This is a genomic window from Amycolatopsis sp. NPDC051045, assembly GCF_040682955.1.
Taxonomy (GTDB): Bacteria; Actinomycetota; Actinomycetes; order Mycobacteriales; family Pseudonocardiaceae; genus Amycolatopsis.
On sequence record NZ_JBFBCC010000001.1, the window covers coordinates 518509 to 542675 of the forward strand.

The window sequence follows — 24167 nt, forward strand, 5'->3', positions numbered from 1 at the left end:
GGGTCAGAACGAGGGCAGGAGCTTGCCGGGCACGCCGTTGATCGACTGGATCAGGCCGAGCACCGGCACCCCGAGCGGGGCGAACGTCCAGGTGTTGTTCAGCCCGCTCGTGTCCGGCTCGTCGACCACGACGACGCCGGGCGCGTCGGCTGCCAGGGCCGGGGCCGCCGCGGTGAACAGGGCCGCTCCGGCGAGGGCCGCGGCCCCGGCCGCGCGGGCGAGGTTCTTCTTCATGGTGTGCACCTTTCTTCAGGAGACCGCGGTGATGAGGCCGAACACGGGGGCGAGCAGGCCGACCGGCTGGCCGAGCGGCCCCAGGACACTGCCGAGGTCGACGCCGGGCACCAGCCAGACGGGACCGTTGGTCGGGTCGGCGCTCGCGACGCCACCGGCCAAGCCGGTGAACGCCGTGGCCGCGGCGAGCGGCAGCAGGACGCGGGCGGCAATGCGTTTCATGGATTTTCCTTTCTCATCAAGGGTTTCAGCGGAGAACCGCCGTGATCGGCACGATGGTTCCGTCCGGGACCCACTGGCCCGCGTAGTCGCGGGCCGGCACCATCCCGGGGGCGTGGGGTTCACCCGGGTTCATCGGCATGGCGTTGACCTGGGCGGCGGCGAAGATCTGCACGTCCCCCGCCGCCCCGCCGGCGCCCAGCCAGGTGCGGAAGCCGCCGAGCGTGGGGCTTTCGCCGCCGAAGCGGCTGCCGACCGCGACGGCGTACCCCACCGCGGTCGCTTCCCGCGGGTCGAACCGCAGCGGCAGCGACGCGCTCGCGACGGCGTTGACGATCGGCCCGTTCAGCAGCCACGGCGCCAGGTAGAGCCCGTACTGGTGGGTGGGTTCGAGGCGTTGCAGCTCGGCGGCGCGCGTCATCGCCGGGTACCCGGCGGCCCAGCCGGAGACGACGACGAGCGCGGTGTCGGGTCCGGCGTCCGGCCGCACCGCCAGGCCCGTGCGCGCCGCGGTTTCCCGCACCAGCTTCGCGGCCGCGGCACCGCGCGGTGAGTCGTCCGCGACGAGCGTGATGGCCGCGGGCTTTCGGACGGCGAGGAACTCGACCAGCTTGACCAGCGCTCCCCCGTCGTCCGGCGCCAGCGCGTCGGACGGGCACGCGGTCAGCACGTCGGCGCGGCCGGCGACCAGGCCGCCGAGCGCCGCCGACGCGCATTCCGGTGCGTCCGCGTCGGTGATCGACGGCCCGGGCGCGGTGCCCGCGTCGACCTCGACGACCGTCGTCGTGCCGCCGCGGTGGATCTCCAGGTCGCTGCGGCCGGGCGGCAGGTCGACGTCGGCCCAGGTGCCCTCGGCGCCGGGCCGCGCGACGGCCTTGGTGATCAGGCCGCCGCGGACGCCGGCGGCGAGGTCGTCGCCCGCACTGGCCGGGAAGTGGACGACGTTGTGCCCCGGCCGCTGCGGGCTGACCAGCACGGGGAACCCCGGCTCGTCGGCCAGCAACGGCACGCCCGGCACGGGCAGCGGCGCCGGCGCCGGGACCGCGCCGAGCGCGCTCCAGGCGAGGAACGCCACGGCCACACCGAGCGCACCGAAGCGGTACGCGCGGCCCCGCCGGACCGCCGCGAGACCGCTCACCAAGAGAGGGACCACCACGACCGCCAGCACCGCGAGGCCGCCGAGCGTGCTGTAGAGCCGCCGGTCGAACCCCAGGCCGGAGAGGCCGAACCGCACCGCACCGGCCAGGACCAGCAGGCCACCGAGGGTGATCGCCAGCGGCCCGGGCCGCACCGCCGCCGTCTCCGGCACCGCCGGGCCGAGCAGCGCGAAGCCGAACCACACCGTGGCGCCGGCGACGAACACGGTGCCGACCGCGAACTCGGCCCCGGCGCCGCCGAGCGCCGTCTCCAGCACCAGCAGCGCCAGCAGCGCGACCGACGCCCAGCGAGCGGCCGACGGCCACCGCAGCAGCACCGGCACGGCCGCCGCGAGCACGACGTGCACGGTGAGCGCGACGACGTTGACGTCGGCCGCGAACGCCGAAACCACGGCGAGCCCGGCGGACAACCCGCCGAGGACGAACAGGGCGAGCTTCGTCCGGCGGGGGACCTCGGTCACCAGCGGGCGCAGCAAGCCGCCGCCCGCGAGCAACGCCGTCGAGAGGAGCAGCGCCAGCCGGATGACCAGGGCCAGCACGTCCACTGTGGACGAACCGGTGGATGGCGTGTCGTGGTGGTCCATCGTCCCTACCTGATGTCCGCGTCCGCGACCACGAACAGCTCGGAGTGCGGCTTGGCGTTGCCGAAGGCCCCGTGCGGCCACGACTTGCGGTTGAAGTTGATGCCGACCTGCCCGGTGAACTCGTCCCGGAAGTTCTGGTCGACCGAGACCTTCCCGTCCGGTCCGAGGTTCAGCAGGTTGACCTTGTGGTCACCGTCCAACCCGGACCGCGCGACGAAGTAGTTCGACACCGCGAGGTGCTGCGGCGACGTCGTTTCGTGGTAGAAACCGTCGTCGCCGAGCGCCCAGTTGTCGTAGGCGCCCCAGTGCGGGCCCGCGCCCGACGTGCCGGGGTTGATCGGGGCCGCGCCGACGACGGTCGGCAGGTCGCCGCCCCCGCCCTGCTGGGCCTTCGCCTTCGTGTCGATCCGGCCCTCGATGTCCTCGATCTTGTCGCCGGCGTCGACCAGCTTCTGGATGTCGAGGACGTACACGCCACCGGTGGTGCCGGGGTCGTCCGCGGACAGCGCGCCCTTCTGGCGTCCCTGGATGGCCCGGTAGAGGTACTTGTCGTCCGGGCTGGTCTGGATCCAGCCGCCGTTGGAGCTGCCGCCGTTGGAGTCGTTGTTCGGGTAGATCGCCTTGCCCGCGGCGCCGTCGTCGAACACCTCGATCCAGTGCGGCTCGGCCGCGGTGATGTCCGGCGTGTAGAACACCGCGCCGCCCTGCATGGTCTGGGCGAACGCGCCCTTGTGGCCCGGCAGATTGGTCACCGTGGTCTCCATGACCGCGCGGCTCTCGGCGTGCAGCGGGTCGGCCGGATCGGCGCGCGGGCCGTCCTGCAGGTACGACACCGACTTCAGCTTCGGGTGGTTGCGGTCGGAGATGTCCCAGGTCCGCACGGTCGGCCGGCGCAGGTACGGCGACGGCTGCTTCACCGGGTCGAGGATGATGTTGCGCGGCTCGGCGTAGTCGCTCGTGACGAGCGTGTTCAGGTCCTCGCGGGCCTGGATGCCGTGCGGGTTGGCGCAGGTCGGCTTGCCCAGCTGCGGCAGGTTGTCGCACAGCTTCTGGTTGTCGCCCTGCGGGGTCGCCGCCGGGGACTCCGACAGGACTTCGGCGTTCTGTCCGAAGTGGACGACCTCGCCGGGGCTGCCCGCGAAGCCGTTGCCGATCTGGGTGGACCCGTCGGCGTAGGTGTGCGGGCCGGGAACGACCGGGCCGCCCATGTACGTCCCGTACGCGGTGCCGTCCTTGAGCACCCAGTAGGCGTCGGGGACGCTCCCGCCGAGCGTGTTGGCCGGCAGGCTGACGCCCTTGAGCTTGAGCTGCGGCAGCGCGCTGACGTCGAAGGCGTACGTCGCGGCGGCGAACAGCGCCCCGGCGTAAATGGTGTCGCCCTTGTGCCACACGTACTGCATGTGGTGCGGCTCGTTCTCGACCAGCGGGCCGACGGTGGCGGTGTTGACGACCTTGCCGTAGGTCGGCGACCCCTGCGTCGCGTCGATCACGGCGAGGAAGTCCGGACCGGGCAGGGCGTTCTTCAGCTTGTTGAGCCCGCCGCCGAGCGTGCCGGGCAGGTTCTTGACGTCCTTGACGAGGGTGTCGGCGATGTTCTCGTCACCGGCCCAGACCAGCAGCCACTTCTTGGGCGTGCCGCTTTCCGAGCGGGCGAGGTCCTTCGACACCAGGTGGTTCTGCACCCAGTACTGCTTGCCGTCGGACGCGGTCTTCGCGTCGGTGATGGTCTGCACGTCGGCGTAGGCGCCGGTGGCCGAACCGGTGTAGGTGACCGCGCCGATCGCGAGCGCGACCGCGGCGGCGCCGGTCACCACCTTTCGCCACCGGCCTGGGCGCAACGGGATGGGTCGCATGCATTTCTCCCTGTTCTTCGTCACGGCTGGCTGTTTCTTTGGAAAAGGGCGCACTGAACCACCGGTTCACCACGGAACCGTTGGGACACAAGGGAAGCGTTGTCAGCCGGTTTCGGCGGACCTGGGCGGAATGTTCGCGCCGGACGGGCGGCGCGTCCAGCCGTGATCAAAGAATGGGACTTGACCCGAGCGGGTCAACTTCCCACGACTCGGACCGACTTGCCCGACCCCGTTACGACAAATGGGTGAGCGTTGCTACTCCGAGACGACCGGACCAACCGGGGGTGTCACGGTTGGTCACAATGGTGCAGCCTCGGCGTCCGAACGCCGGGGCTGCACGTTACTCAGTCGTTATGAAGTGCCGGGAACTTCGCGGCTCCTACCGGCCGTCCCGGGGCACGAGGAACGCCAGCGGGAGCAAGGCCAGCACCCCGCCGACGACGGCGACGAGCGCGTACCCGCCGCCCGCGAACAGCTGCCCGGACCCCAGGCCGGCCAGCGCGGAGGCCGACCACACCACCGCGTCGACGAAGCCCTGCACCCGGCTGCGCGTCTCCGGGGCGAGGTCGCGGCTCAGCTGCGCGCTGCCGCCGACGAACACCAGGTTCCAGCCGTAGCCGAGCAGGAACAGCGCCACCGGCAGGCCGGACGTGTGCGCCGTGAGCGCGGTCGCCGACGCCAGGGCCAGCACGCCGAGCCCCGCGTTGACCGTCACCGCCGGGCCCCAGCGGTCGGCGATCCGGCCGGACACCGGCGCCAGCGCGAACATGCCGAGCATGTGCGCGCTCAGCACCCAGCCGACGGCGTCGAGACCGTGCCCGTGGCTCTGCAGCTGCAGCGGCGTCATCGTCATCACCGCGACCATGGCCAGCTGCGCGGCGACCAGCGCGACCAGCGGCCGCACCACGGCGGGCGAGCGCACCGGGCCACGCGCGGTGGCCACCGGCTTCTCTGGTGGCAGTGGGACGTTCCGCGGCAGGACAGCCGCCGCCAGCGCCGCCCCCGCCGTGGCCACCACCGCGATCGCGACCGGCCCCGACAGCGGCGGCCAGCCGAAGCCCGTCACGACGTGCGCCGCCGGTGCCATGAGCGCGGGGCCGGCGAGCGCGCCGACCGTCCCGGCCCAGACGACGGTGGCCAGCGCCCGGCCCCGGCGTTCCTCCGGGTACAGGTCCGCGGCGAGGTAGCGGGACAGCTGGGCGCCGCCGTTGCCGACCCCGACGAGCAGGATCCCCAGCAGCAGCGGCACCACCGACGTCGCCAGCGCGGCGGCGAACGCGACCAGCGCGCCGATCGCCGCGACGCCGTAGCCGGACACCAGGACGCGGCGGCGGCCGTGGCCCGGCATCAGCAGTCCCGCGCCGAGCGCGCCGCCCGCGGTGCCGAGCACGCTCGCGACGCTCGGCAGGCCGCTCCAAGCCGCGCCGCTACCCGCGGCGACGATCAGCGTGGCCGCGGTGGTCAGGCCGGCCATGGCCGTGTTGAGCAGTGCGACGCCGGTGAACAGCGCCCCCATGGACCGGGTCCGGCCGGCCACCGTCGAAGTCCCCATGACCAGCAACGTTAGGGAGCTCCGGCCCCGGTTCGAAGGGACGATGAACGGGATTTCGCTCGCCCGGCCCCCGCATCGGAAGGAAGATGGGGCCCATGACCTTTCGTGCGGAAAAGGCGCTGGACGACGTCGACTGGCGGCTGCTGGACCTGCTGCAGGCCGACGGGAGGCTTTCGTTCAAGGAGCTCGGCCGGCGGATCAACCTGTCGGCGCCCGCGGTGGCCGAGCGGGTGCGGCGGCTGGAAGAGACCGGCGTGATCACCGGTTACCGCGCCCAGATCGACCCACGGCGCGCGGGCCAGCCACTGCAGGCGTTCGTCGAGATGCGGTGCGCGCTGAGCAGCTGCCTGCTGAAGACGTCCAAGTCCGAGGACTACCCGGAGGTCGTGGAGATCCACCGGCTGAGCGGCGACCACTGCACGATGCTGAAGATCCGGGCGGCGTCGCTCGAGCACTTCGAGGGCCTGCTGGAGCGGCTGGGCAAGCACGGCGAGCTGCGGTCGTCGGTGGTGCTTTCGACGCAGTTCGAGGGGCGGCCGGTGCAGCCGCCGTCGGACGACTTCCTGCGGGCGACGAAGCCCGAAGGCTGGTCGTGACCGGACGGCGGCTGCGCGTCCGGGGCCGAGCTGATAGACGAGAGGGATGCCGATCTCCACTCGCCGGGTGCGCGCGCTGGCCGTCACCCTCGCCGCCATGGCCGGTCTCGCCGTCCCCACCCCCGCGCAGGCCGCCACCCCCGCCGCCGGCTTCGTCGCGCTCTCCGACGTCGCGCCGTCGATCCTGCAGGACATCCGCTACGACACCCGCCACAACTTCGTCGGCCGCCGCATCGACGGGTACCGCCGGCCCCTGTGCATCCTGACCCGGCAGGCCGCCGAAGGCCTGCGCGACGCCCAAGCGCAGTTGAGGCGGCAGGGCTACACCCTCAAGGTCTACGACTGCTACCGGCCGCAGCGCGCCGTCGACCACTTCGTGCGGTGGGCCAAGGACCTCGCCGACGAAAAGATGAAGGCGGAGTTCTACCCCAACGTCGCCAAGGACCGGCTCTTCGCCGACGGCTACATCGCCGAGAAGTCCGGCCACAGCCGCGGCAGCACCATGGACCTCACCCTCGTCCGCATTCCGCCGCCGTTCCAGCGGCCCTACGTCCCCGGCGAGCCGCTCAAGCCGTGCTTCGCGCCACGGGACCAGCGGTTCCCCGACAACACCGTCGACATGGGTACCGGCTACGACTGCTTCGACCCGCTCGCCCACACCGACAACCCGGCGATCACCGGTAGCGCGCGGCAGCACCGCGACCTGCTGCGCTCGACGATGAGCGCGGCGGGGTTCCGCAACCTGCCCGAGGAGTGGTGGCACTACACCCTCGACGACGAGCCCTTCCCGGACACCTACTTCGACTTCCCGGTGTCCCGCCTCCGCTGAACCGAAAGCGCCCCCGGTCCACTGTGGACCGGGGGCGCTTCGCTTCGATCGTCAGGCCGCTCGCCGCCGGCGGGCGCCGAACACCAGTCCACCACCGAGCGCCAGGGCGATCAGCGCGAGCGCGCCGAGGCCGAGCGCGTCGACGCCGGTGCTGGCCAGCCCCGAGCCGCCGCTCTGGCCGCCACCGGTGCCGCCGGCCGCGCCGGTCGTCGACGTCGGGGTGCCTGCGGCGCAGTCCGCGGGGTTGGTGGGCACGACCGGGAGCGGCGCGTCACCCTTCTCGGCCCGGATCCCCAGCTGAGCAGGGGGCTCCTCCGGAGCCCAGACATCGGCCGAAGTCGGGTTGTCGTACTTGATCTTCCAGCCCTGGGGCGGCAGCAAGTACAAGTTGTACTTGAGCCCCGGAACCAGCTTGCGGAACTCGAAGTGCCCCTTCTCGTCCGTCGTCTGCTCGCCCACGACCGGGCAGGCCTGCTCGGCGGTCAGCACGACCTTGACCCCGGCCACGCCGTGCTCCACCTGGCCCTGGTCGGAGATGACCTCGACGTCACCGACGAGGGCGCCGACACCACCGGGCACCGTGGCCTGGTCGGAGGCGTTCGCGTGGTTGTCGACGTCGACTTCGGAGTACCCGAAGTCGCAGGCGGCGGCGACGTAACCGCGGTTGAACGCGGCCTGCGGCACCGTGTCGGTGACGTCGAACGTGCGCGTCTCACCGGCACCGATCGTCACCCCGCGCGACCAGACCAGATCCCCCCAGCCGGGCCCGGTGCCCTGCAGGATGTAGGAGTTGCCGACCCGGTTGCACGCGGCCACGACCCCGACGAGCGGGACCTTGCCCGAGTTGGTCAGCGTGACGGTGAGGTGCGCGGTGTCGCCGACCCGGTAGCTGCCCTGGGCGAACTTCATCGAGGCCTTGAGCGCGCCGTTCAGCGGCGGTGCCCCGCGGAGATCCAGGATCGTGCCCTGGCCGATCCGGACGGTGCGCCACGGGAACAGCCAGCCGTCGACCACGTCGCCGCCGATGTAGTAGTCCGCGGCCGGGACCTTGAAGGTGAGGTTGCCCTCGTCGTCGCTCGTCGCGGTGTACGTGACGTCGCCGTGGACGTACCTGAGGGTGAGTTTGATGCCGGCCAGTTCTTCGCCGCGGTCGCGAACGCCGTTGCCGTTCTTGTCGCCGTACACGACGCCTGCCGCCTCACCGGGGGCCGGGGTGACGTTCGCCGAAGCGTCGAATTGGGGGCTGATGCCGAGGTGGGAATCGTCGAACACGACGCCCCGGACGTGCACGGTGTCCTTGCTGATGTCCCGGATGTGCCCGGTCATCGCCCGTTCGAACGTCTGCCCCGGCTCGAGCTTGATCCCCCGCCCGTAGGTCAGCTCACCCCAGCCCGGCTCGTACGCGACCTGCAGGTCGGTCGGCTGGTCGAGGTGCTGGGAAACCCAGACCCCGGTCGCGGTGACGTCCCCGACGTTCGTCAGCTTGAACGTGAAGCGGACGTCCTCATCGGACCGGTAGGAGTCGTCGTCGCCCTTGTCGAATTCGACCGAAACCTCGACCCGCGCGCGTTGCGCGGGCTCGTCCTGCGGCTGCGCCGCCGCGGGCTTGCTCTCGGGGGCGGTCGAAACCGGCGCGGCTGAGGTCGGCGCACTGGAACTGGCCGGCGCTTCCGAGGTGGATGGCGCGGCCGAGGTCGGCGTCGGCTCCTCCGCCCCGGCCGGACCGGCGAACACGCCGGTCAGCAGGGCCGCGGCAGCGAGCGCGGCGAAAGAGCGCGCGACCGGTCTCGCGCCTTTTGATTTGTTCACGAAATGTCACCCCTGATCACCCAGTGATACGCGCATGGCCCCCGAAGCGCGCAGAACGCTCAATCTAGCCGGATTCGGGACGGGTGGATACCCATTCGGGTGACGATCGGAGAAACGGGAAAGGCCCCCGCCGGAAACCCGGCGAGGGCCTTTCTCGTGGTTCAGCTTCAGCGGAAGTCGCGGCCGAAGTCGTAGTCGTCCAGCGGAACCGCGGCACCGGTACCCGTACCGAACACGTCCGGGGTGTAGTAGCCGTCGTCGTAGGACGGGATCGCGTACGCCGCGACCCGGGCCTCCTCGGTCGGCTGCACCTGGATGTTGCGGTACTTGTTGATGCCCGTACCGGCCGGGATCAGCTTACCGATGATCACGTTCTCCTTGAGGCCCACGAGCTTGTCCGAGCGGCCGTTGATGGCCGCGTCGGTCAGGACTCGCGTGGTCTCCTGGAACGACGCCGCCGACAGCCACGAGTCCGTGGTCAGCGACGCCTTCGTGATGCCCATCAGCACCGGACGGCCCGAAGCCGGCTCGCCGCCCTCGGCAACCGACGCCCGGTTCGTCGCCTCGAACTTCGTCCGCTCGGGCAGCTCGCCCGGCAGGAAGTCCGTGCCACCCGAATCGATGACCGTCACCCGGCGCAGCATCTGCCGGACGATGACCTCGATGTGCTTGTCGTGGATCGACACACCCTGCGCCCGGTACACCTTCTGGACCTCGTCCACCAGGTGGATCTGCGCCTCGCGCGGCCCCATGACCCGCAGGACCTCGTGCGGGTCCGGCGTGCCCTCGAGCAGCTGCTGACCGACGTGGACGTGGTCACCGTCGCCCAGCGGGCCGTTCGGGGTGTTCGCGAGCCGCTGACGCTTGGACAGCTTGTCGAAGACGATCTCTTCGCCGCCGTCGTCCGGGATCAGCGTGATCTTCCAGAACCGCTCGCTCTCTTCGATGCGCACCCGGCCATCGACGTCGGCGATCGGCGCCTTGCCCTTCGGGACGCGGGCCTCGAACAGCTCCTGGACACGCGGCAGACCGGTCGTGATGTCGTCACCGGCCACACCACCCTGGTGGAACGTACGCATCGTCAGCTGCGTACCCGGCTCACCGATCGACTGGGCCGCGACGATACCCACGGCCTCGCCGACGTCGACGAGCAGACCGGTCGCCATCGAGCGGCCGTAGCAGGTCGCGCAGATACCGACGACCGACTCGCAGGTCAGCACCGAGCGGACCTTGACCTTCGCGATGCCGCTGGAGATCAGCTTGTCGATGGCCGGGTCGCCGATGTCGTCGCCGGCGTTCAGCACGACGTTGCCCTTGGCGTCCACCGCGTCCGTCGCGAGGTTCCGCGCGTACACGCTGGTCTCGACGTGCTGGTCGCGCAGGATCTTGCCGTCGCCGATGTCCTCGCCGATCGGCATCATGATGCCGCGGGTGGTGCCGCAGTCGGTCTCGCGGACGATGACGTCCTGCGAGACGTCCACCAGACGCCGGGTCAGGTAACCCGAGTCGGCGGTCCGGAGCGCCGTGTCCGCCAGGCCCTTCCGGGCACCGTGCGTCGCGATGAAGTACTCCGCCACCGACAGGCCCTCACGGAAGTTGGCCTTGATCGGACGCGGGATGTACTCACCCTTCGGGTTCGACACCAGGCCACGCATCCCGGCCAGCGACCGGACCTGCGTCATGTTGCCCGCCGCACCCGACTTCACGATCACCGCGATCGGGTTGTCGTCCGGCAGCGCCGTCTCCATGATCTTGTGGACCTCTTCGGTGGCCTGCGTCCACACCTTGACGAGCTCGTTGTTCCGCTCGGCGTGCGACAGCTGACCACGCTGGTAGCGCTTCTCCACCTGGGAGGCCTTGCCCTCGTACTCGTCGAGGATGGCCTTCTTGCCCACCGGGGTGAGCACGTCCGAGATGGCGATGGTGACACCCGACCGGGTCGCCCAGTAGAAGCCGGCGTCCTTGAGCCGGTCCAGGGTCTGCGCGACCTGGGTCATCGAGTACCGCTCGGCGAGGTCGTTCACGATCGCGGCCTGCCGCTTCTTCGGCATCGGCTCGTTGATGAACGGGTAGTCCGCCGGCAGCAGCTCGTTGAACAGCACGCGGCCCAGGGTCGTCTCGGCCAGCCACGCCTTGCCCGGCTCCCAGCCCTTCTCCGCGAGCTTCGCCTCGTCGGCCTTCGCCGGCTGACGGTCGGTGATGCGGATCTTGACCGGCGCGTGCAGGCTCAGCACCTTGCGGTCGTACGCCATGATGGCCTCGGCCGTCGACGAGTACGCGTTGCCCGCGCCATCGGCCGTCTCGGTGAGGCGGGTCAGGTGGAACAGACCCGTCACCATGTCCAGCCGCGGCATGGCGAGCGGACGGCCCGACGCCGGCGACAGGATGTTGTTCGCCGACAGCATCAGGATCCGGGCCTCGGCCTGCGCCTCGGCCGACAGCGGCAGGTGCACCGCCATCTGGTCACCGTCGAAGTCCGCGTTGAACGCTTCGCAGACCAGCGGGTGCAGCTGGATGGCCTTGCCCTCGACCAGCTGCGGCTCGAAGGCCTGGATGCCGAGGCGGTGCAGGGTCGGCGCGCGGTTCAGCATCACCGGGTGACCGGTGATGACCTCTTCCAGCACGTCCCACACCTGCGGCCGCGAGCGCTCCACCATCCGCTTGGCGGACTTGATGTTCTGCGCGTGGTTCAGGTCGACCAGCCGCTTCATGACGAACGGCTTGAACAGCTCGAGCGCCATGTCCTTCGGCAGGCCGCACTGGTGCAGCTTCAGCTGCGGGCCGACGATGATGACCGAACGGCCCGAGTAGTCGACGCGCTTGCCGAGCAGGTTCTGGCGGAACCGGCCCTGCTTGCCCTTGAGCAGGTCGGACAGCGACTTCAGCGGCCGGTTGCCCGGGCCGGTGACCGGACGCCCGCGGCGGCCGTTGTCGAACAGCGCGTCGACGGCCTCCTGCAGCATCCGCTTCTCGTTGTTGACGATGATCTCGGGCGCGCCGAGGTCGATCAGCCGCTTGAGGCGGTTGTTGCGGTTGATCACCCGGCGGTACAGGTCGTTCAGGTCCGACGTCGCGAACCGGCCACCGTCGAGCTGCACCATCGGGCGCAGGTCCGGCGGGATGACCGGAACGGCGTCGAGCACCATGCCGCGCGGGTCGTTGCCGGTGGCCTGGAACGCCGCGACGACCTTCAGCCGCTTCAGCGCGCGGAGCTTCTTCTGCCCCTTGCCGTTGCGGATGGTGTCGCGCAGGTTGTCGGCCTCCGCGGCGACGTCGAACTCGGCGGCCAGCTTCTGGATGGCCTCCGCGCCCATGCCGCCGGTGAAGTACTCGCCGTAGCGGTCGACGAGCTCGCGGTAGAGCAGCTCGTCGGCGATCAGCTGGCGGGTGTCGAGCTTCGTGAAGGTCGTCCAGACCTCCTCGAGGCGGTCCAGCTCGCGGCCGGCGCGGTCGCGGAGCTGGCGCATCTCGCGCTCGCCGCCCTCCTTGACCTTGCGGCGGACGTCGGACTTGGCGCCCTCCGCCTCCAGCGCGGCCAGGTCGGCTTCGAGCTTCTGCGCGCGGGCCTCGATGTCGGCGTCGCGCTTGGTCTCGAGGTTCTTGCGCTCGACGCCGATCTCGTTCTCGAGGGTCGGCAGGTCGTTGTGGCGCAGCTCCGTGTTCACGCCCGTGATGACGTAAGCAGCGAAGTAGATGATCTTCTCGAGGTCCTTCGGCGCCAGGTCCAGCAGGTAGCCCAGGCGGGACGGAACACCCTTGAAGTACCAGATGTGGGTGACCGGGGCGGCCAGCTCGATGTGGCCCATCCGCTCGCGGCGCACCTTGGCGCGGGTCACCTCGACGCCGCAGCGCTCACAGATGATGCCCTTGAAGCGGACGCGCTTGTACTTGCCGCAGTAGCACTCCCAGTCCCGGGTCGGGCCGAAGATCTTCTCGCAGAAGAGGCCGTCCTTTTCGGGCTTGAGCGTCCGGTAGTTGATGGTCTCCGGCTTCTTGACCTCGCCGTAGGACCACTGACGGATGTCGTCGGCGGTGGCAAGACCGATGCGGAGCTCATCGAAGAAATTGACGTCCAGCACGTCTTTGCATCCCCTTGGGGTTGTCTCGACTAGAGGGATTGGCGGGCGAGGCGGGACCTGTGTCTCACTCGGGAGGTAGGTCCCGCCTCAGCTCGCGATCAGTGCACGACGTCGTCCACCGAGGGCGACTCGTTGCGGGACAGGTTGATGCCGAGGTTGGCCGCGGCGCGCTCGAGGTCCTCGTCGTCGGAGTCGCGCATCTCGATCGAGGAGCCGTCGCTGGAGAGCACCTCGACGTTGAGGCACAGCGACTGGAGCTCCTTGAGGAGCACCTTGAACGACTCCGGGATGCCCGGCTCGGGGATGTTCTCCCCCTTGACGATGGCCTCGTACACCTTGACGCGGCCGACCACGTCGTCCGACTTGATCGTCAGCAGCTCCTGCAGCGTGTAGGCAGCGCCGTACGCCTGCATCGCCCAGCACTCCATCTCACCGAAGCGCTGGCCACCGAACTGCGCCTTACCACCCAGCGGCTGCTGCGTGATCATCGAGTACGGACCGGTGGAGCGGGCGTGGATCTTGTCGTCGACCAGGTGGTGCAGCTTCAGGATGTACATGTAGCCGACCGCGACCGGGTACGGGTACGGCTCACCGGAACGGCCGTCGAACAGGTTGGCCTTGCCGTTCTCCTTGACCATCCGCTCGCCGTCGCGGTTCGGCTTGGTGCAGCCGAGCAGGCCGGTGAGCTCCTCCTCCTTCGCGCCGTCGAACACCGGGGTGGCGGTGTTCGTGCCGGGTGCGACGTCGCGGAGCTCCTCGTTGAGGTTCTTCGCCCAGTCGGGGTCGCCCTCGATCGTCCAGCCCTGCGACGCCAGCCAGCCCAGGTGCAGCTCGAGGATCTGGCCGATGTTCATCCGTCGCGGGACACCGTGGGTGTTCAGGATGATGTCGACAGGCGTGCCGTCCTCCATGAACGGCATGTCCTCGACCGGCAGGATCTTGCCGATGACACCCTTGTTCCCGTGCCGGCCGGCGAGCTTGTCGCCCGGCTGGATCTTGCGCTTCTGGGCCACGTAGACGCGGACCAGCTCGTTGACGCCCGGGGGCAGCTCGTCGTCGTCTTCGCGGGAGAACACCCGGATGCCGATGACCTTGCCGGTCTCGCCGTGCGGCACCTTCAGGGAGGTGTCGCGGACCTCGCGGGCCTTCTCGCCGAAGATCGCGCGGAGCAGACGCTCCTCCGGGGTCAGCTCGGTCTCGCCCTTCGGCGTGACCTTGCCGACCAGGATGTCGCCGTCGCGGACCTCGGCACCGATCCGGATGATGCCTCGTTCGTCCAGGTCCGCCAGCACTTCTTCGGAGACGTTCGGGATGTCCCGGGTGATCTCCTCGGCGCCCAGCTTGGTGTCGCGGGCGTCGATCTCGTGCTCCTCGATGTGGATCGACGTCAGCACGTCGTCCTGCACCAGGCGCTCCGAGAGGATGATCGCGTCCTCGTAGTTGTGGCCCTCCCACGGCATGATCGCGACCAGCAGGTTCTTGCCGAGCGCCACCTCACCGCTTTCGGTGGACGGACCGTCGGCGATGACCTGGCCGGCTTCGATCCGGTCGCCCTCGTTGACGATCGGGCGGTGGTTGAAGCAGGTGCCGTGGTTCGAGCGGCGGAACTTGTAGAGGCTGTAGCTCTTCCGCGTCCCGTCGTCGTGCATGACCGTGATCAGGTCGGCGGAGAGCTCCTCCACCACGCCCGACTGCTCGGCCACCAGCATGTCGCCGGAGTCGATCGCGGCGCGCAGCTCCACCCCGGTGCCGACGTACGGCGCCTGGCTGCGCAGCAGCGGCACCGCCTGGCGCTGCATGTTGGCGCCCATCAGCGCGCGGTTCGCGTCGTCGTGCTCGAGGAACGGGATCATCGCGGTCGCGATCGAAACCATCTGCCGCGGCGAGACGTCCATGTAGTCGACGTCGTTCGGGTCGATCAGCTCGACCTCGCCGCCCTTCCGGCGGACCAGGACGCGGTCCTCGACGAAGTTGCCATCGTCGTCGATCGGCGCGTTCGCCTGCGCCTTGACGAACCGGTCTTCCTCGTCCGCGGTCAGGTAGTCGACCTGGTCGGTGACCCGGCCCTCGATGACCTTGCGGTACGGCGTCTCGATGAAGCCGAACGGGTTGACCCGCGCGTACGAGCACAGCGAGCCGATCAGGCCGATGTTCGGGCCTTCCGGCGTCTCGATCGGGCACATCCGGCCGTAGTGCGACGGGTGGACGTCGCGGACCTCCATGCCGGCGCGTTCACGCGACAGACCACCCGGGCCGAGCGCGTTCAGGCGGCGCTTGTGGGTCAGGCCGTCGATCGGGTTCGTCTGCTGCATGAACTGCGACAGCTGCGAGGTGCCGAAGAACTCCTTGATCGCCGCGCCGATCGGGCGGATGTTGATCAGGGTCTGCGGGGTGATCGCCTCGACGTCCTGCGTGGTCATGCGCTCGCGGACGACGCGCTCGGTGCGGGACAGGCCGACCCGGATCTGGTTCTGGATCAGCTCGCCGACGGTCCGGATGCGGCGGTTGCCGAAGTGGTCGATGTCGTCGGTCTCGACCGGGATCTCGGTGCCGTTCGCCGCGGTCATCTTGTCCTCGCCGGCGTGCAGCCGGACCAGGTACTCGATGATCGTGACGATGTCCTCTTCGGTCAGCGTCCCGTTCTCGATCGGCATCGAGAGGCCGAGCTTCTTGTTGACCTTGTACCGGCCGACCTTGGCCAGGTCGTAGCGCTTCGCCTTGAAGAACAGGTTCTCCAGCAGGGTCTGCGCGCTCTCCTTCGTGGGCGGTTCGCCCGGGCGGAGCTTGCGGTAGATGTCGAGCAGCGCCTCGTCGGTGCCGGCGGTGTGGTCCTTCTCGAGGGTGGCGAGCAGCGTCTCCGAGAAGGAGAAGCGCTCACGGATCGCCTCGGTGGTCCAGCCGAGCGCCTTCAGCAGCACGGTGACGGGCTGGCGGCGCTTGCGGTCGATGCGGACGCCGACGGTGTCGCGCTTGTCGACGTCGAACTCCAGCCAGGCACCCCGGCTCGGGATGACGCGGACGCTGAAGACGTCCTTGTCGCTCGTCTTGTCGATGTCCTTGGAGTAGTAGACGCCGGGCGAGCGGACCAGCTGGGACACCACGACACGCTCGGTGCCGTTGATGACGAAGGTGCCCTTGTCGGTCATCACCGGGAAGTCGCCGAGGAAGACCGTCTGGCTCTTGATCTCGCCCGTGTTGTTGTTGACGAACTCCGCCGTGACGAACAGCGGAGCCGCGTACGTCATGTCCTTGTCCTTGCACTCCTCGATCGAGGCCTTGACCTCGTCGAAGCGCGGAGCGGAGAAGGACAGGGACATCGAACCGGAGAAGTCTTCGATCGGGGAGATCTCGTTGAGGACCTCTTCGAGGCCGCCGACCGGGTTCTCCTCACCTGCCTCGACACGGCGCTGGAACCACGCTTCGTCCCCGGTGAACCACTGGAACGACTGGATCTGGACGTCGAGCAGGTTGGGGGTGTTCAGGGGTTCGCGAATCTTTGCGAAGGAAACCCGCTTGGGCGCGCCGGGGATTCCCGTGGCCTCCGAGCGAGATTCAGCCGAGGTGGTCGCAGCAGTGGCCTGGTTCGCGGGAGAGACTGCCAAGATGCGTCCTTCCGGGGACAATGAGCGGTGACGGCCGCCATAGCAACAGCTATGAGCGACTGTCAAGGGTGCCGTGTGCCCACTATCCTAACTACCGGCTCCGGGCAGCCTGAAAGAGGGCAGCGCAAAGAGACAGTCTAGCCCGAACGTCGCGGTCTGTCCAGGGGGCGCTCCCGATGGGGCCCAGCCTGCTTCGCAACGTCTTCAGGTATGCCTCCAGGCGACCCGGCCGACCCTCCCGCAAGGGCTTCCGGTTTCGCCGTCGGGAGTAAGCGTGACCCCACCGGCGCTTCCAGTCAAGATGCCACACGGGGGTCCCGCCGGTTGGCGCAGCGTGGAAGAGGTGCAGCGGAGCGTGAGCGGCCGAATATCATTCCAGTTACCAGCCGGTAACGCCACCTTTGTGGGCCTACCTGGGGATTTGTCGCCGTGGTGAGGGTATGACGGAGGCCACGGGGTGGAAGCGGGGCCGGGCGTGCCGGGGAGGATTTTTCGCGGTTGGGGGCGTTGAGAGGGCTCGCTCGGGGGTGCCGGAGAGCGCTTGCAGGCCGCGGGTCCGCGGTACCGGAGCGCCGCGGTACCGGCGCCGGTGAGGGCGCGCCACGGCACCCGCTGCCGCTCCGGATCGTCGATCAGCGGTGAGCATCCGGCCCGGCAACCGCCGGCTCGGGCGGGCGTTCTTCCTCGCCGCGTTCGCCGCCCCTGCAGGGCCCGGCCGGCGGGGCTCACCACGACCGCGAGCGAGCCGAAGGCAAGAAGCGCAACGCCGCGCTGATCTACCTGTCCGGCCACCGCCGCCCCGGACCAGCTCGCGGCACCCGGGCGCATCGAGCCGAGCGGGGGCGGACGGCACTCCACCCCCGGGCGACCTGGCCGACCCGGCCTACCGGCCGGTCACGCACCCGCGCACGCCACCGCCACCGGGGCGGCCGGCGTGCCGGGCCCTCAGGCTCGCGCCGCCCTCCACGGTGGCGCGATCACTTCTGCTCTTCGCGAACCGGTCGTCGATCCGTCACGGCACCCAACCGCCCGGCGATCACCGGCGTGCTCGCGTCACCCGCCTTACGAGAACACCTTCCACACCGCCGCCAGCTCCACCCGGGAGGTGATGTGCATCTTCTGGAACACCTTCTTCAGGTGGAACGCCACCGTGTGCCGGGAGATGAACAGCTGCCTGCCCACCTCGTTGTTGGTGTGCCCCTGGCTCACCAGCTCGGCGACCGCGAACTCCGTGTTCGTCAGCCCGTGCAGTGCCGGGCCCGCGCGCTCCACGATGCGCGTCGTGCCGCGGCGCACCCCGTGTTCCCGGAGGTTGTTCACCACCCGGGCCGAGTCGCGGGTGGCACCGACCGCGGTGTAGGTGTCCAACGCGGACTCGAGGAAGCGGACCGCGCGCTCGCGTTCGGAGTACCGCTTCGCCAGCAGATCGGCCAGGTCCTCCAGCGCGGACGCCCGGCACCACCGGTCGGGGTGGATGTCGGCCGACTCGTGCAGCATGCCCGCGTCCTGCGTCAGCAACCCCGCGGCGTGCAGCGCCGACCCGCGGATCACGCTGAACTCCGGCTGCTCGGCGACCGCCGCCGAAGCCGCCGCCACCACGATCTCCGCCAGGTCGTGCGCGCCCAGCTTGACGCAGACGCGGACCAGCCACGGCGCCGCCGCCGGCTCCGACACCAGGAGCTGCCGGAGCACCAGCGGGTTCGTCACGATGCCGACGATGAGGCCGGCCGCGCTCTCCACCCCGCTGCGGGCCTCGACGGCCTGCGCGGCCACCCACGCTCCCGGCGCCTGCCCGAAGTAGCCCAGCAGGGCTTCGTCCGCCAGTTTGTCCACGAAGTGCCGGCACGCCCGCATGTCCGCCCGGCGCAACGCGCCGAGCGCCAGCACCACGTAGCTGGGAGGCCGCAGAGAACGGTCACCGCACCCTTCGGCGATCCGCAGCCCCGCAGCCACCTCGTCCATGGCCTCGTCGACGCTGCCCATCGCGAACAGCAGATTTCCGCGGACGTTGTGCGATACGGCGGTCATGCGCTCGGAAGCGGAGCCCTCCCGGCTTTTTTCGACCGCGTCGAGCACCTGGCGGCCCGCTTCGAGCTCGCGGGCCTTGATGAGGAGACCGACGTACCAGAATTGAGCCATCTCGTAGAGTTCGTGGGATTCCTGACGATCACCGGCAGCGGCCGCCTTGGCGCTCTGCAACCCCTTGTCGAGCCGCCCGTTGAACCACGAGTAAGCGGAACGCCGGAGGAACCCGGCAGTGTCACACGCCTCCTGCATAAAATCGTCGCCGAATCCGGTAAACGGATTTTGTGGTAGTCGCAGATTTTGAACATTGAGCATCGATCGGCTATCCCCCAGGCATAGACGAAACGAAATCTATTTCACGGTACGCCACACTTGGGCGGATTCACGCAACACCGGGCCCGAACGGCACGCCCCCGCACGCGGCGGTCCGGCCGTTGCCGATCACACCGCGCTGAGCAGGGACGTCTGACGGAACCCGGCGATCCAGGTCAGGACATGGCACCACACTGACCGAGGAAAAATGGGCACGTCACAAGAACCTCCCCAGGTAGGCTTTGTGAAAGATTAACAGCTCGCGGCACTCACGATAGCTTCGGCCCCAGCCATCGTCATCGTCACTGTGACTCAGGTCACATGCAGCCAAATGGGCACGACTGTCCGCCTTTTTCCTGGCGGACGCGCAAATTCACCGCCCCGCCGACACGTGAATCAGCCAGCTAGCCTAACGAGCATTCTGTTAGCGCTCAACTAACTACCCGGACAGCCGCAATATCCAACCCGGACAATGACGGCGAGTTTCGACGGACGACTCCCCCTGTGCGGCTATCACCCGGTTGGCCGCCACCCGATCGGGCGCCCCTCGTCCGATCGCACCAGTGGCGCAACAAATTCGGACAATGCGGACATACGTCACTCAGGGGACAGATGCAGCAGCGCTCGAGCCGCGAGGCGGTAGCCGAAAGCACCGAGGCCGACGACCACCCCGCTCGCCAGCGGGGCGATGACCGACTCGTGGCGGAACTGTTCGCGCGCCCACACGTTGCTGAGGTGCACCTCGATCCACGGCGGCTCGTAGCCGGCCAGCGCGTCGCGGAGGCTCCAGCCGGCGATCATCAGCGCACCGGGGTTGACGATGGCGCCGACCGTGGTGTCGCGGTGCTGGTGGATCGCGCCGACCAGCTCCCCCTCGCCGTCACGCTGGATCGACACGACGTTCCACCCGCGGGGACGCACCTCTTCGGCGACTGCCTTTTCGATGTCGGCCAGCGTGTCGGTGCCGTAGATCTCCGGCTCGCGCCGGCCCAAGATACCCAGGTTGGGGCCGTTCAGGAGAAGGACGTCGGTCAACGGGACACACCTCGCTCAGCAGGGGGACCGGACCATCCCATGCTGTCGGCGCCGTCCGGGGGCCACCACCCCTACGTTGATAGTCGCGCCCGGTGAGCTATCAGACCGAGGGATGCCCACCCGGCCGCGGCGAACCTAGGCTCCGCCCGAGGCTTGTCCGGCAATCCGGGAATGGAGTTCCTCCGCAGTGACGACCAACGTGACCGAAAACGCGCCCAGCAACGAATCGCTGCGCTCACCCGTCCCCCCGGAGTTCGTCCGGCGCGAAGACCCGTTCCACGTGCCGCCCGCCCTGGTGGCCGTCTCCGAACGGGGTCCCGTCGCCCGGGCGACGCTGGCCGCCGGCGACCCGTTCTGGCTGGTGTCCGGGTACGAGGAGGCGCGCGCGGTGCTGTCGGACCCGCGGTTCTCCTCCGACCGGTTCCAGTACCACCCCCGGTTCAAGGAGCTGTCGGCGGAATTCCGGGAGCGCCTGAGTGACGACAAGGCGCGGGCCGGGTCGTTCATCAACATGGACCCGCCCGAGCACACCCGGTACCGGAAGCTGCTCACCGGGCAGTTCACCGTCCGCCGGATCCGCGAGCTCGGCGCCCGGATCGACGCGATCGTCGCCGGGCGGGTGGACGCCATGCTGGCCGGCGGCACCACCGCCGACCTGATGACCGAATTCGCGTTACCCGCGCCGTTGCTGATGATCTGCGAACTGCTGGGGGTGCGGTACGAGGACCGGGCGGAGTTCCAGCAGCGCGCGGCGGCCCTGCTGCAGATGGACGCGCCGGTCGCGGAGGCGGTGAAAAACGCCGACGCCCTGCACGAGTTCATGCAGGTGCTGGTGACGGACAAGCGGAAGAACCCGGCCGGCGACATCATCTCCGACCTGATCCACCACGCCGGTGCCGATCCCGCGCTCACCGACGACGAGCTGATCAACATCGCCAACCTGCTGCTCATCGCCGGCTACGACACCACCGCGAGCATGCTGGGGCTGGGCATCTTCGTACTGCTGCAGCGGCCCGACCAGCTCGCCACGCTGCGCGACGAGCCGGCCCTGATCGCCGACGCCGTCGAGGAACTGCTGCGCTACCTGTCCGTTGTGAACCCGGGGATCTTCCGGTTCGCCAAGGAGGACCTGGAGTTCGGCGGCGAGCACATCCCGGCCGGTTCGACCGTCGTGGTCTCCGTGGTGGCCACGAACCGGGACAAGCGGCACTGGCCCGATCCGGACCTGGACCTGACGCGGGCCCGCGGGCCGCACCTGGCCTTCGGCCACGGCGTCCACCAGTGCCTCGGCCAGCAGCTGGCCCGGATGGAGATGCAGGCGGGCTACGCGGAGCTGCTGCGCCGGCTGCCGAACCTGCGGCTGGCGGTGCGGCCGGAGGAGGTCCCGCTGCGCAACGACATGCTGACCTACGGGGTGCACTCGCTGCCGATCGCCTGGGACGCCCCCTAAGGACGGAGAAGACCGTCCGCTCTCGAGGTGGGCGGCGCGGTGATCCCGAGGGGGATGCCCATCGTGCCGCTGATCATGGCCGCGAACGCCGACCCGCGCATGTTCCCCGAGCCGGAGAAGCTGATCGTCGACCGGCTGTCCGTCGGCAGCGAGAAGCACGTCGGGTTCGACAAAGGCATCCACCGCTGCCTCGGTCAGCACGCCGCCTACCTGGAGGCGGAGGTCGCGCTGCGCGGGGCTGTTCACCCCGTTCCCGGGCCTGTCTCGCGGTCCCGCGCGAAGAGATCCCGTGGATTCTGCGGCCGGGGTTCACCCGGACCAAGGACCTCCGGTGCGGCTCGTCCCACCGTCCTCCTGAAGCCCCGCGGTGCGGGTCCTGGCGGTCCGATACCGGGCTGTCAGTACCGCGTCGGTAGCCGGGTGTGATGAAAGGGCCGCTCGTTGCCTGTCCGGCGCGGTCATGGGCCGCCATGCGACTCGGCCACGAGTTGCGCTTCCGGGTTCGGTCACGCCTGGGTGGCGGCGAACTGGGCGGCGTGGAGGCGGGCGTAGGCGCCGCCTGCGTCGAGCAGGCCGGCGTGGCTGCCCTGTTCGACGATGCGGCCGGACTCCATGACCAGGATCAGGTCGGCGTCACGGATCGTGGACAGGCGGTGGGCGATGACGAAGCTGGTGCGACCACTGCGCAATGCGGTCAGGCCTTGCTGGACGAGCATTTCGGTGCGGGTGTCCACCGCGCTGGTCGCCTCGTCGAGCACCAGGATGGCGGGTTCGATGAGGAAGGCGCGGGCGATGGTGACCAGCTGGCGCTCCCCGGCCGAGAGGCCACCGCGTTCGGAGTCGAGCACAGTGTCGTAGCCGTCAGGCAAGGTGCGGATCAGATGGTCTGCGTGCACGGCGGTCGCGGCGGCGACGATCTGCTCGCGGGTGGCCTCAGGCCTGCCGTAGGCGATGTTGTCGGCGATGGTGCCGTCACACAGCCACGTGTCCTGGAGCACCATGCCGATCCGGCGGCGCAGGTCGTCGCGGGTCATGCCGGTGATGTCCACGCCGTCGATGGAGATCGTGCCGCTGCAGGGGTCGTAGAACCGCAGCAGCAGGTTGACCAGGGTGGTCTTGCCCGCACCGGTCGGCCCGACGATCGCCACGGTCTGTCCGGGCCGGACAGTCAAGAACAGGTCGTCGATCAGGGGCTGGTCGGGCCGGTAGCGGAAGGACACCTCGGTGAAGGCGACCTGGCCGGTGACGGTGGCCGGGCTTTGCGGCAGGGCCGGGTCGGGCCGCTGCGGGTCGGCGTCGTGCAGCTCGAAGACCCGTTCGGCCGACGCGGCCGCGGACTGGATCTGACCGGCCATCGCCGCGATCAACGAGATCGGCTGGTTGAACCGCAGGACGTAGGAGATGAACGCCTGGATCTCACCGATGGACAGGGCGCCGGACGCGACGCACAGCCCGCCGGCCACCGCGACCAGCACGTAGCCGATGTTGCCGAGGAAGGTCAGCGCCGGAGCGATCAGTCCGGAGCGGAACTGCGCGTCGGCGGCGGCCGAGCGCAGCTCGTCGTTGTGCGCGGCGAAAGTCTGCCGGGCCTGGCCCCAGCGCCCGAACGCGGTGACCAGCTCGTGCCCGGTGTAGACGTCCTCCAGGTGGTCGCCGAGTGCGCCAGAGGCCGTCCACTGCCGGGTGAACTGGGGTTTGGCGCGGCGGGCGATCACCTTGCCGGCCCACGCGGACACCGGGAGCATGACCACCGCGACCGCGGTCAGCAGCAGCGAGATGCGCAGCATCATTACCAGTGTGCCGATGAACAGGAACACCGAGGCCATCATCTGGTTGGCCGACTGCTGCAGGGACTGTGCGACGTTGTCGATGTCGTTGGTGGTGCGGGACAGCAGGTCACCACGGGACTGCGTGTCGAAATAGGACAGTGGCAGCCGGGACAGCGCGAGGTCAGTGCGTTCGCGCAGCCGGAACGCCATCCGCTGCACCACGGTGGCGGTCAGCCGCGCCTGGGTCACCGTGCAGATCCAGTACAGTGCGGCCAGCACGCCCGACAGCATCAGGAACCGGTTGACCGCACCGAAATCGACGCCGCCATGGCGGATACCGTCCACAATGGTGTCAGTGGCCCGCCCGAGCAGCAGCGGGATGGTCGCCAGTGTGCCATTGCCGGCGACGGCCAGTGTGACCATGATGACGAGCCGCGCCCGGTCCGGGCGCATCAGGCCGAGCAGCCGCATGGCGGTGTCCCGGAACGCGGCCGGGTGCGCGGGAGACTTCGGGGAGCTGGAGCTCATCAGGCGGCCCTACCTTCCAGCTGTGCCCCTGGTCGTCCGGAATGATCGGGGTGTGCAGGCGGGGCAGGGATGGCTTTCAGGCTGGCTGCCCTTGATGGCTCAGGTGGCTCGGCCCCCTGCCCCGCATCCTTGTTCTGACCGCTGATCAGGCACTGCGATCGATCGCTGTGTAGGGCGTTGACGGCGGAACGGGGACGCACCGGACGCACGGGTGGGAAGGCAAGGAAACGGTGAAGGTTGCTGTCGGTGTCGACGTCGCCAAGGGCGGTGTCGCCAGCCTGCTGACCGCGATGCTGCTGGACGCCGGGATCCGCCTGGTCCACGTCCCGGGCCTGGTCGTGAACCGGGCCCGGCGGGCCGGCAAGGGAGGCGAGGCCAAGTCCGACCCGCGCGACGCCAGGACCATCGCCGACCAGTTGCGGCTGCGCCAGGACTGGCGTGTGCTCACCCCGTCCGACGAAGTGTCGCTGGACCTGCGCACCCGCCAGCCCTACCAAGCCGACCACCAACGCAACACGCCCACCGCCGCTTGAC

General features: G+C 69.6%; 15 protein-coding genes and 1 pseudogene. 5 read left to right on the forward strand and 11 right to left on the reverse strand.

Features of this window, described 5'->3' with window-relative positions:
* Window positions 1-3: 3 nt before the first annotated feature.
* From AB0M80_RS02600 to AB0M80_RS02620, 5 genes are all read right to left on the reverse strand, one after another.
* Window positions 4-234, reverse strand: a complete 231-nt coding sequence (locus AB0M80_RS02600) for a hypothetical protein (protein ID WP_364557790.1) — start codon at window positions 232-234, stop codon at window positions 4-6.
* Window positions 235-249: 15 nt separating this feature from the next.
* Window positions 250-456 (reverse strand): hypothetical protein, encoded by a 207-nt coding sequence (locus tag AB0M80_RS02605; RefSeq protein WP_364557791.1) that lies wholly within the window; start codon window positions 454-456, stop codon window positions 250-252.
* Between the two features lie 25 nt (window positions 457-481).
* Window positions 482-2194, reverse strand: coding sequence for a hypothetical protein (locus AB0M80_RS02610; protein ID WP_364557793.1), 1713 nt, complete (start codon window positions 2192-2194; stop codon window positions 482-484).
* Window positions 2195-2199: 5 nt separating this feature from the next.
* Window positions 2200-4047 (reverse strand): hypothetical protein, encoded by a 1848-nt coding sequence (locus AB0M80_RS02615; protein WP_364557795.1) that lies wholly within the window; start codon window positions 4045-4047, stop codon window positions 2200-2202.
* Window positions 4048-4426: 379 nt separating this feature from the next.
* Entirely contained in the window at window positions 4427-5599 is a 1173-nt protein-coding gene (locus AB0M80_RS02620; protein ID WP_364557796.1) for an MFS transporter, read from the reverse strand.
* A gap of 95 nt (window positions 5600-5694) precedes the next feature.
* On the opposite strand from AB0M80_RS02620, the gene AB0M80_RS02625 reads away from it, so the two are divergent.
* Entirely contained in the window at window positions 5695-6195 is a 501-nt protein-coding gene (locus AB0M80_RS02625) for an Lrp/AsnC family transcriptional regulator (protein ID WP_364557797.1), read from the forward strand.
* 46 nt (window positions 6196-6241) lie between these two features.
* Window positions 6242-7024 carry a M15 family metallopeptidase gene (locus tag AB0M80_RS02630; RefSeq protein WP_364557799.1) on the forward strand — a complete coding sequence of 261 codons (783 nt, stop codon included), beginning with the start codon at window positions 6242-6244 and terminating at the stop codon, window positions 7022-7024.
* 51 nt (window positions 7025-7075) lie between these two features.
* Here AB0M80_RS02630 and AB0M80_RS02635 read toward each other — a convergent pair whose 3' ends face one another.
* From AB0M80_RS02635 to AB0M80_RS02655, 5 genes are all read right to left on the reverse strand, one after another.
* Window positions 7076-8833 (reverse strand): SdrD B-like domain-containing protein, encoded by a 1758-nt coding sequence (locus AB0M80_RS02635; RefSeq protein ID WP_364557801.1) that lies wholly within the window; start codon window positions 8831-8833, stop codon window positions 7076-7078.
* Between the two features lie 167 nt (window positions 8834-9000).
* Entirely contained in the window at window positions 9001-12912 is a 3912-nt protein-coding gene (locus AB0M80_RS02640) for a DNA-directed RNA polymerase subunit beta' (RefSeq protein ID WP_364557802.1), read from the reverse strand.
* Window positions 12913-13010: 98 nt separating this feature from the next.
* Window positions 13011-16514, reverse strand: a complete 3504-nt coding sequence (locus AB0M80_RS02645; protein ID WP_364557804.1) for a DNA-directed RNA polymerase subunit beta — start codon at window positions 16512-16514, stop codon at window positions 13011-13013.
* 1062 nt (window positions 16515-17576) lie between these two features.
* Entirely contained in the window at window positions 17577-18653 is a 1077-nt protein-coding gene (locus AB0M80_RS02650; protein ID WP_364557806.1) for a LuxR C-terminal-related transcriptional regulator, read from the reverse strand.
* Window positions 18654-19448: 795 nt separating this feature from the next.
* On the reverse strand, window positions 19449-19886 hold the full coding sequence (locus AB0M80_RS02655) for a type II 3-dehydroquinate dehydratase (RefSeq protein WP_364557808.1): 438 nt from the start codon (window positions 19884-19886) through the stop codon (window positions 19449-19451).
* A gap of 187 nt (window positions 19887-20073) precedes the next feature.
* On the opposite strand from AB0M80_RS02655, the gene AB0M80_RS02660 reads away from it, so the two are divergent.
* Window positions 20074-21336, forward strand: coding sequence for a cytochrome P450 (locus AB0M80_RS02660; protein WP_364557810.1), 1263 nt, complete (start codon window positions 20074-20076; stop codon window positions 21334-21336).
* Between the two features lie 54 nt (window positions 21337-21390).
* Window positions 21391-21762 (forward strand): hypothetical protein, encoded by a 372-nt coding sequence (locus AB0M80_RS02665; RefSeq protein ID WP_364557812.1) that lies wholly within the window; start codon window positions 21391-21393, stop codon window positions 21760-21762.
* 80 nt (window positions 21763-21842) lie between these two features.
* Here the strand turns inward: AB0M80_RS02665 and AB0M80_RS02670 are convergent, their stop codons facing one another.
* Window positions 21843-23633 (reverse strand): ABC transporter ATP-binding protein, encoded by a 1791-nt coding sequence (locus AB0M80_RS02670; protein ID WP_364557813.1) that lies wholly within the window; start codon window positions 23631-23633, stop codon window positions 21843-21845.
* A 221-nt stretch (window positions 23634-23854) separates the two neighbouring features.
* On the opposite strand from AB0M80_RS02670, the pseudogene AB0M80_RS02675 reads away from it, so the two are divergent.
* A pseudogene (locus AB0M80_RS02675) lies at window positions 23855-24166 on the forward strand (transposase); the annotation flags it as partial.
* Between the last annotated feature and the right edge of the window lies 1 nt (window position 24167).

Bases quoted from the DNA above. Each gene is read 5' to 3' on its own strand.
- AB0M80_RS02630 (WP_364557799.1), top strand. From the start codon at position 6,242: ATGCCGATCTCCACTCGCCGGGTGCGCGCGCTGGCCGTCACCCTCGCC.
- AB0M80_RS02620 (WP_364557796.1), bottom strand. From the start codon at position 5,599: ATGGGGACTTCGACGGTGGCCGGCCGGACCCGGTCCATGGGGGCGCTG.
- AB0M80_RS02650 (WP_364557806.1), bottom strand. From the start codon at position 18,653: ATGGCTCAATTCTGGTACGTCGGTCTCCTCATCAAGGCCCGCGAGCTC.
- AB0M80_RS02600 (WP_364557790.1), bottom strand. From the start codon at position 234: ATGAAGAAGAACCTCGCCCGCGCGGCCGGGGCCGCGGCCCTCGCCGGA.
- AB0M80_RS02615 (WP_364557795.1), bottom strand. From the start codon at position 4,047: ATGCGACCCATCCCGTTGCGCCCAGGCCGGTGGCGAAAGGTGGTGACC.
- AB0M80_RS02670 (WP_364557813.1), bottom strand. From the start codon at position 23,633: ATGAGCTCCAGCTCCCCGAAGTCTCCCGCGCACCCGGCCGCGTTCCGG.
- AB0M80_RS02605 (WP_364557791.1), bottom strand. From the start codon at position 456: ATGAAACGCATTGCCGCCCGCGTCCTGCTGCCGCTCGCCGCGGCCACG.
- AB0M80_RS02665 (WP_364557812.1), top strand. From the start codon at position 21,391: ATGCCCATCGTGCCGCTGATCATGGCCGCGAACGCCGACCCGCGCATG.
- AB0M80_RS02625 (WP_364557797.1), top strand. From the start codon at position 5,695: ATGACCTTTCGTGCGGAAAAGGCGCTGGACGACGTCGACTGGCGGCTG.
- AB0M80_RS02610 (WP_364557793.1), bottom strand. From the start codon at position 2,194: ATGGACCACCACGACACGCCATCCACCGGTTCGTCCACAGTGGACGTG.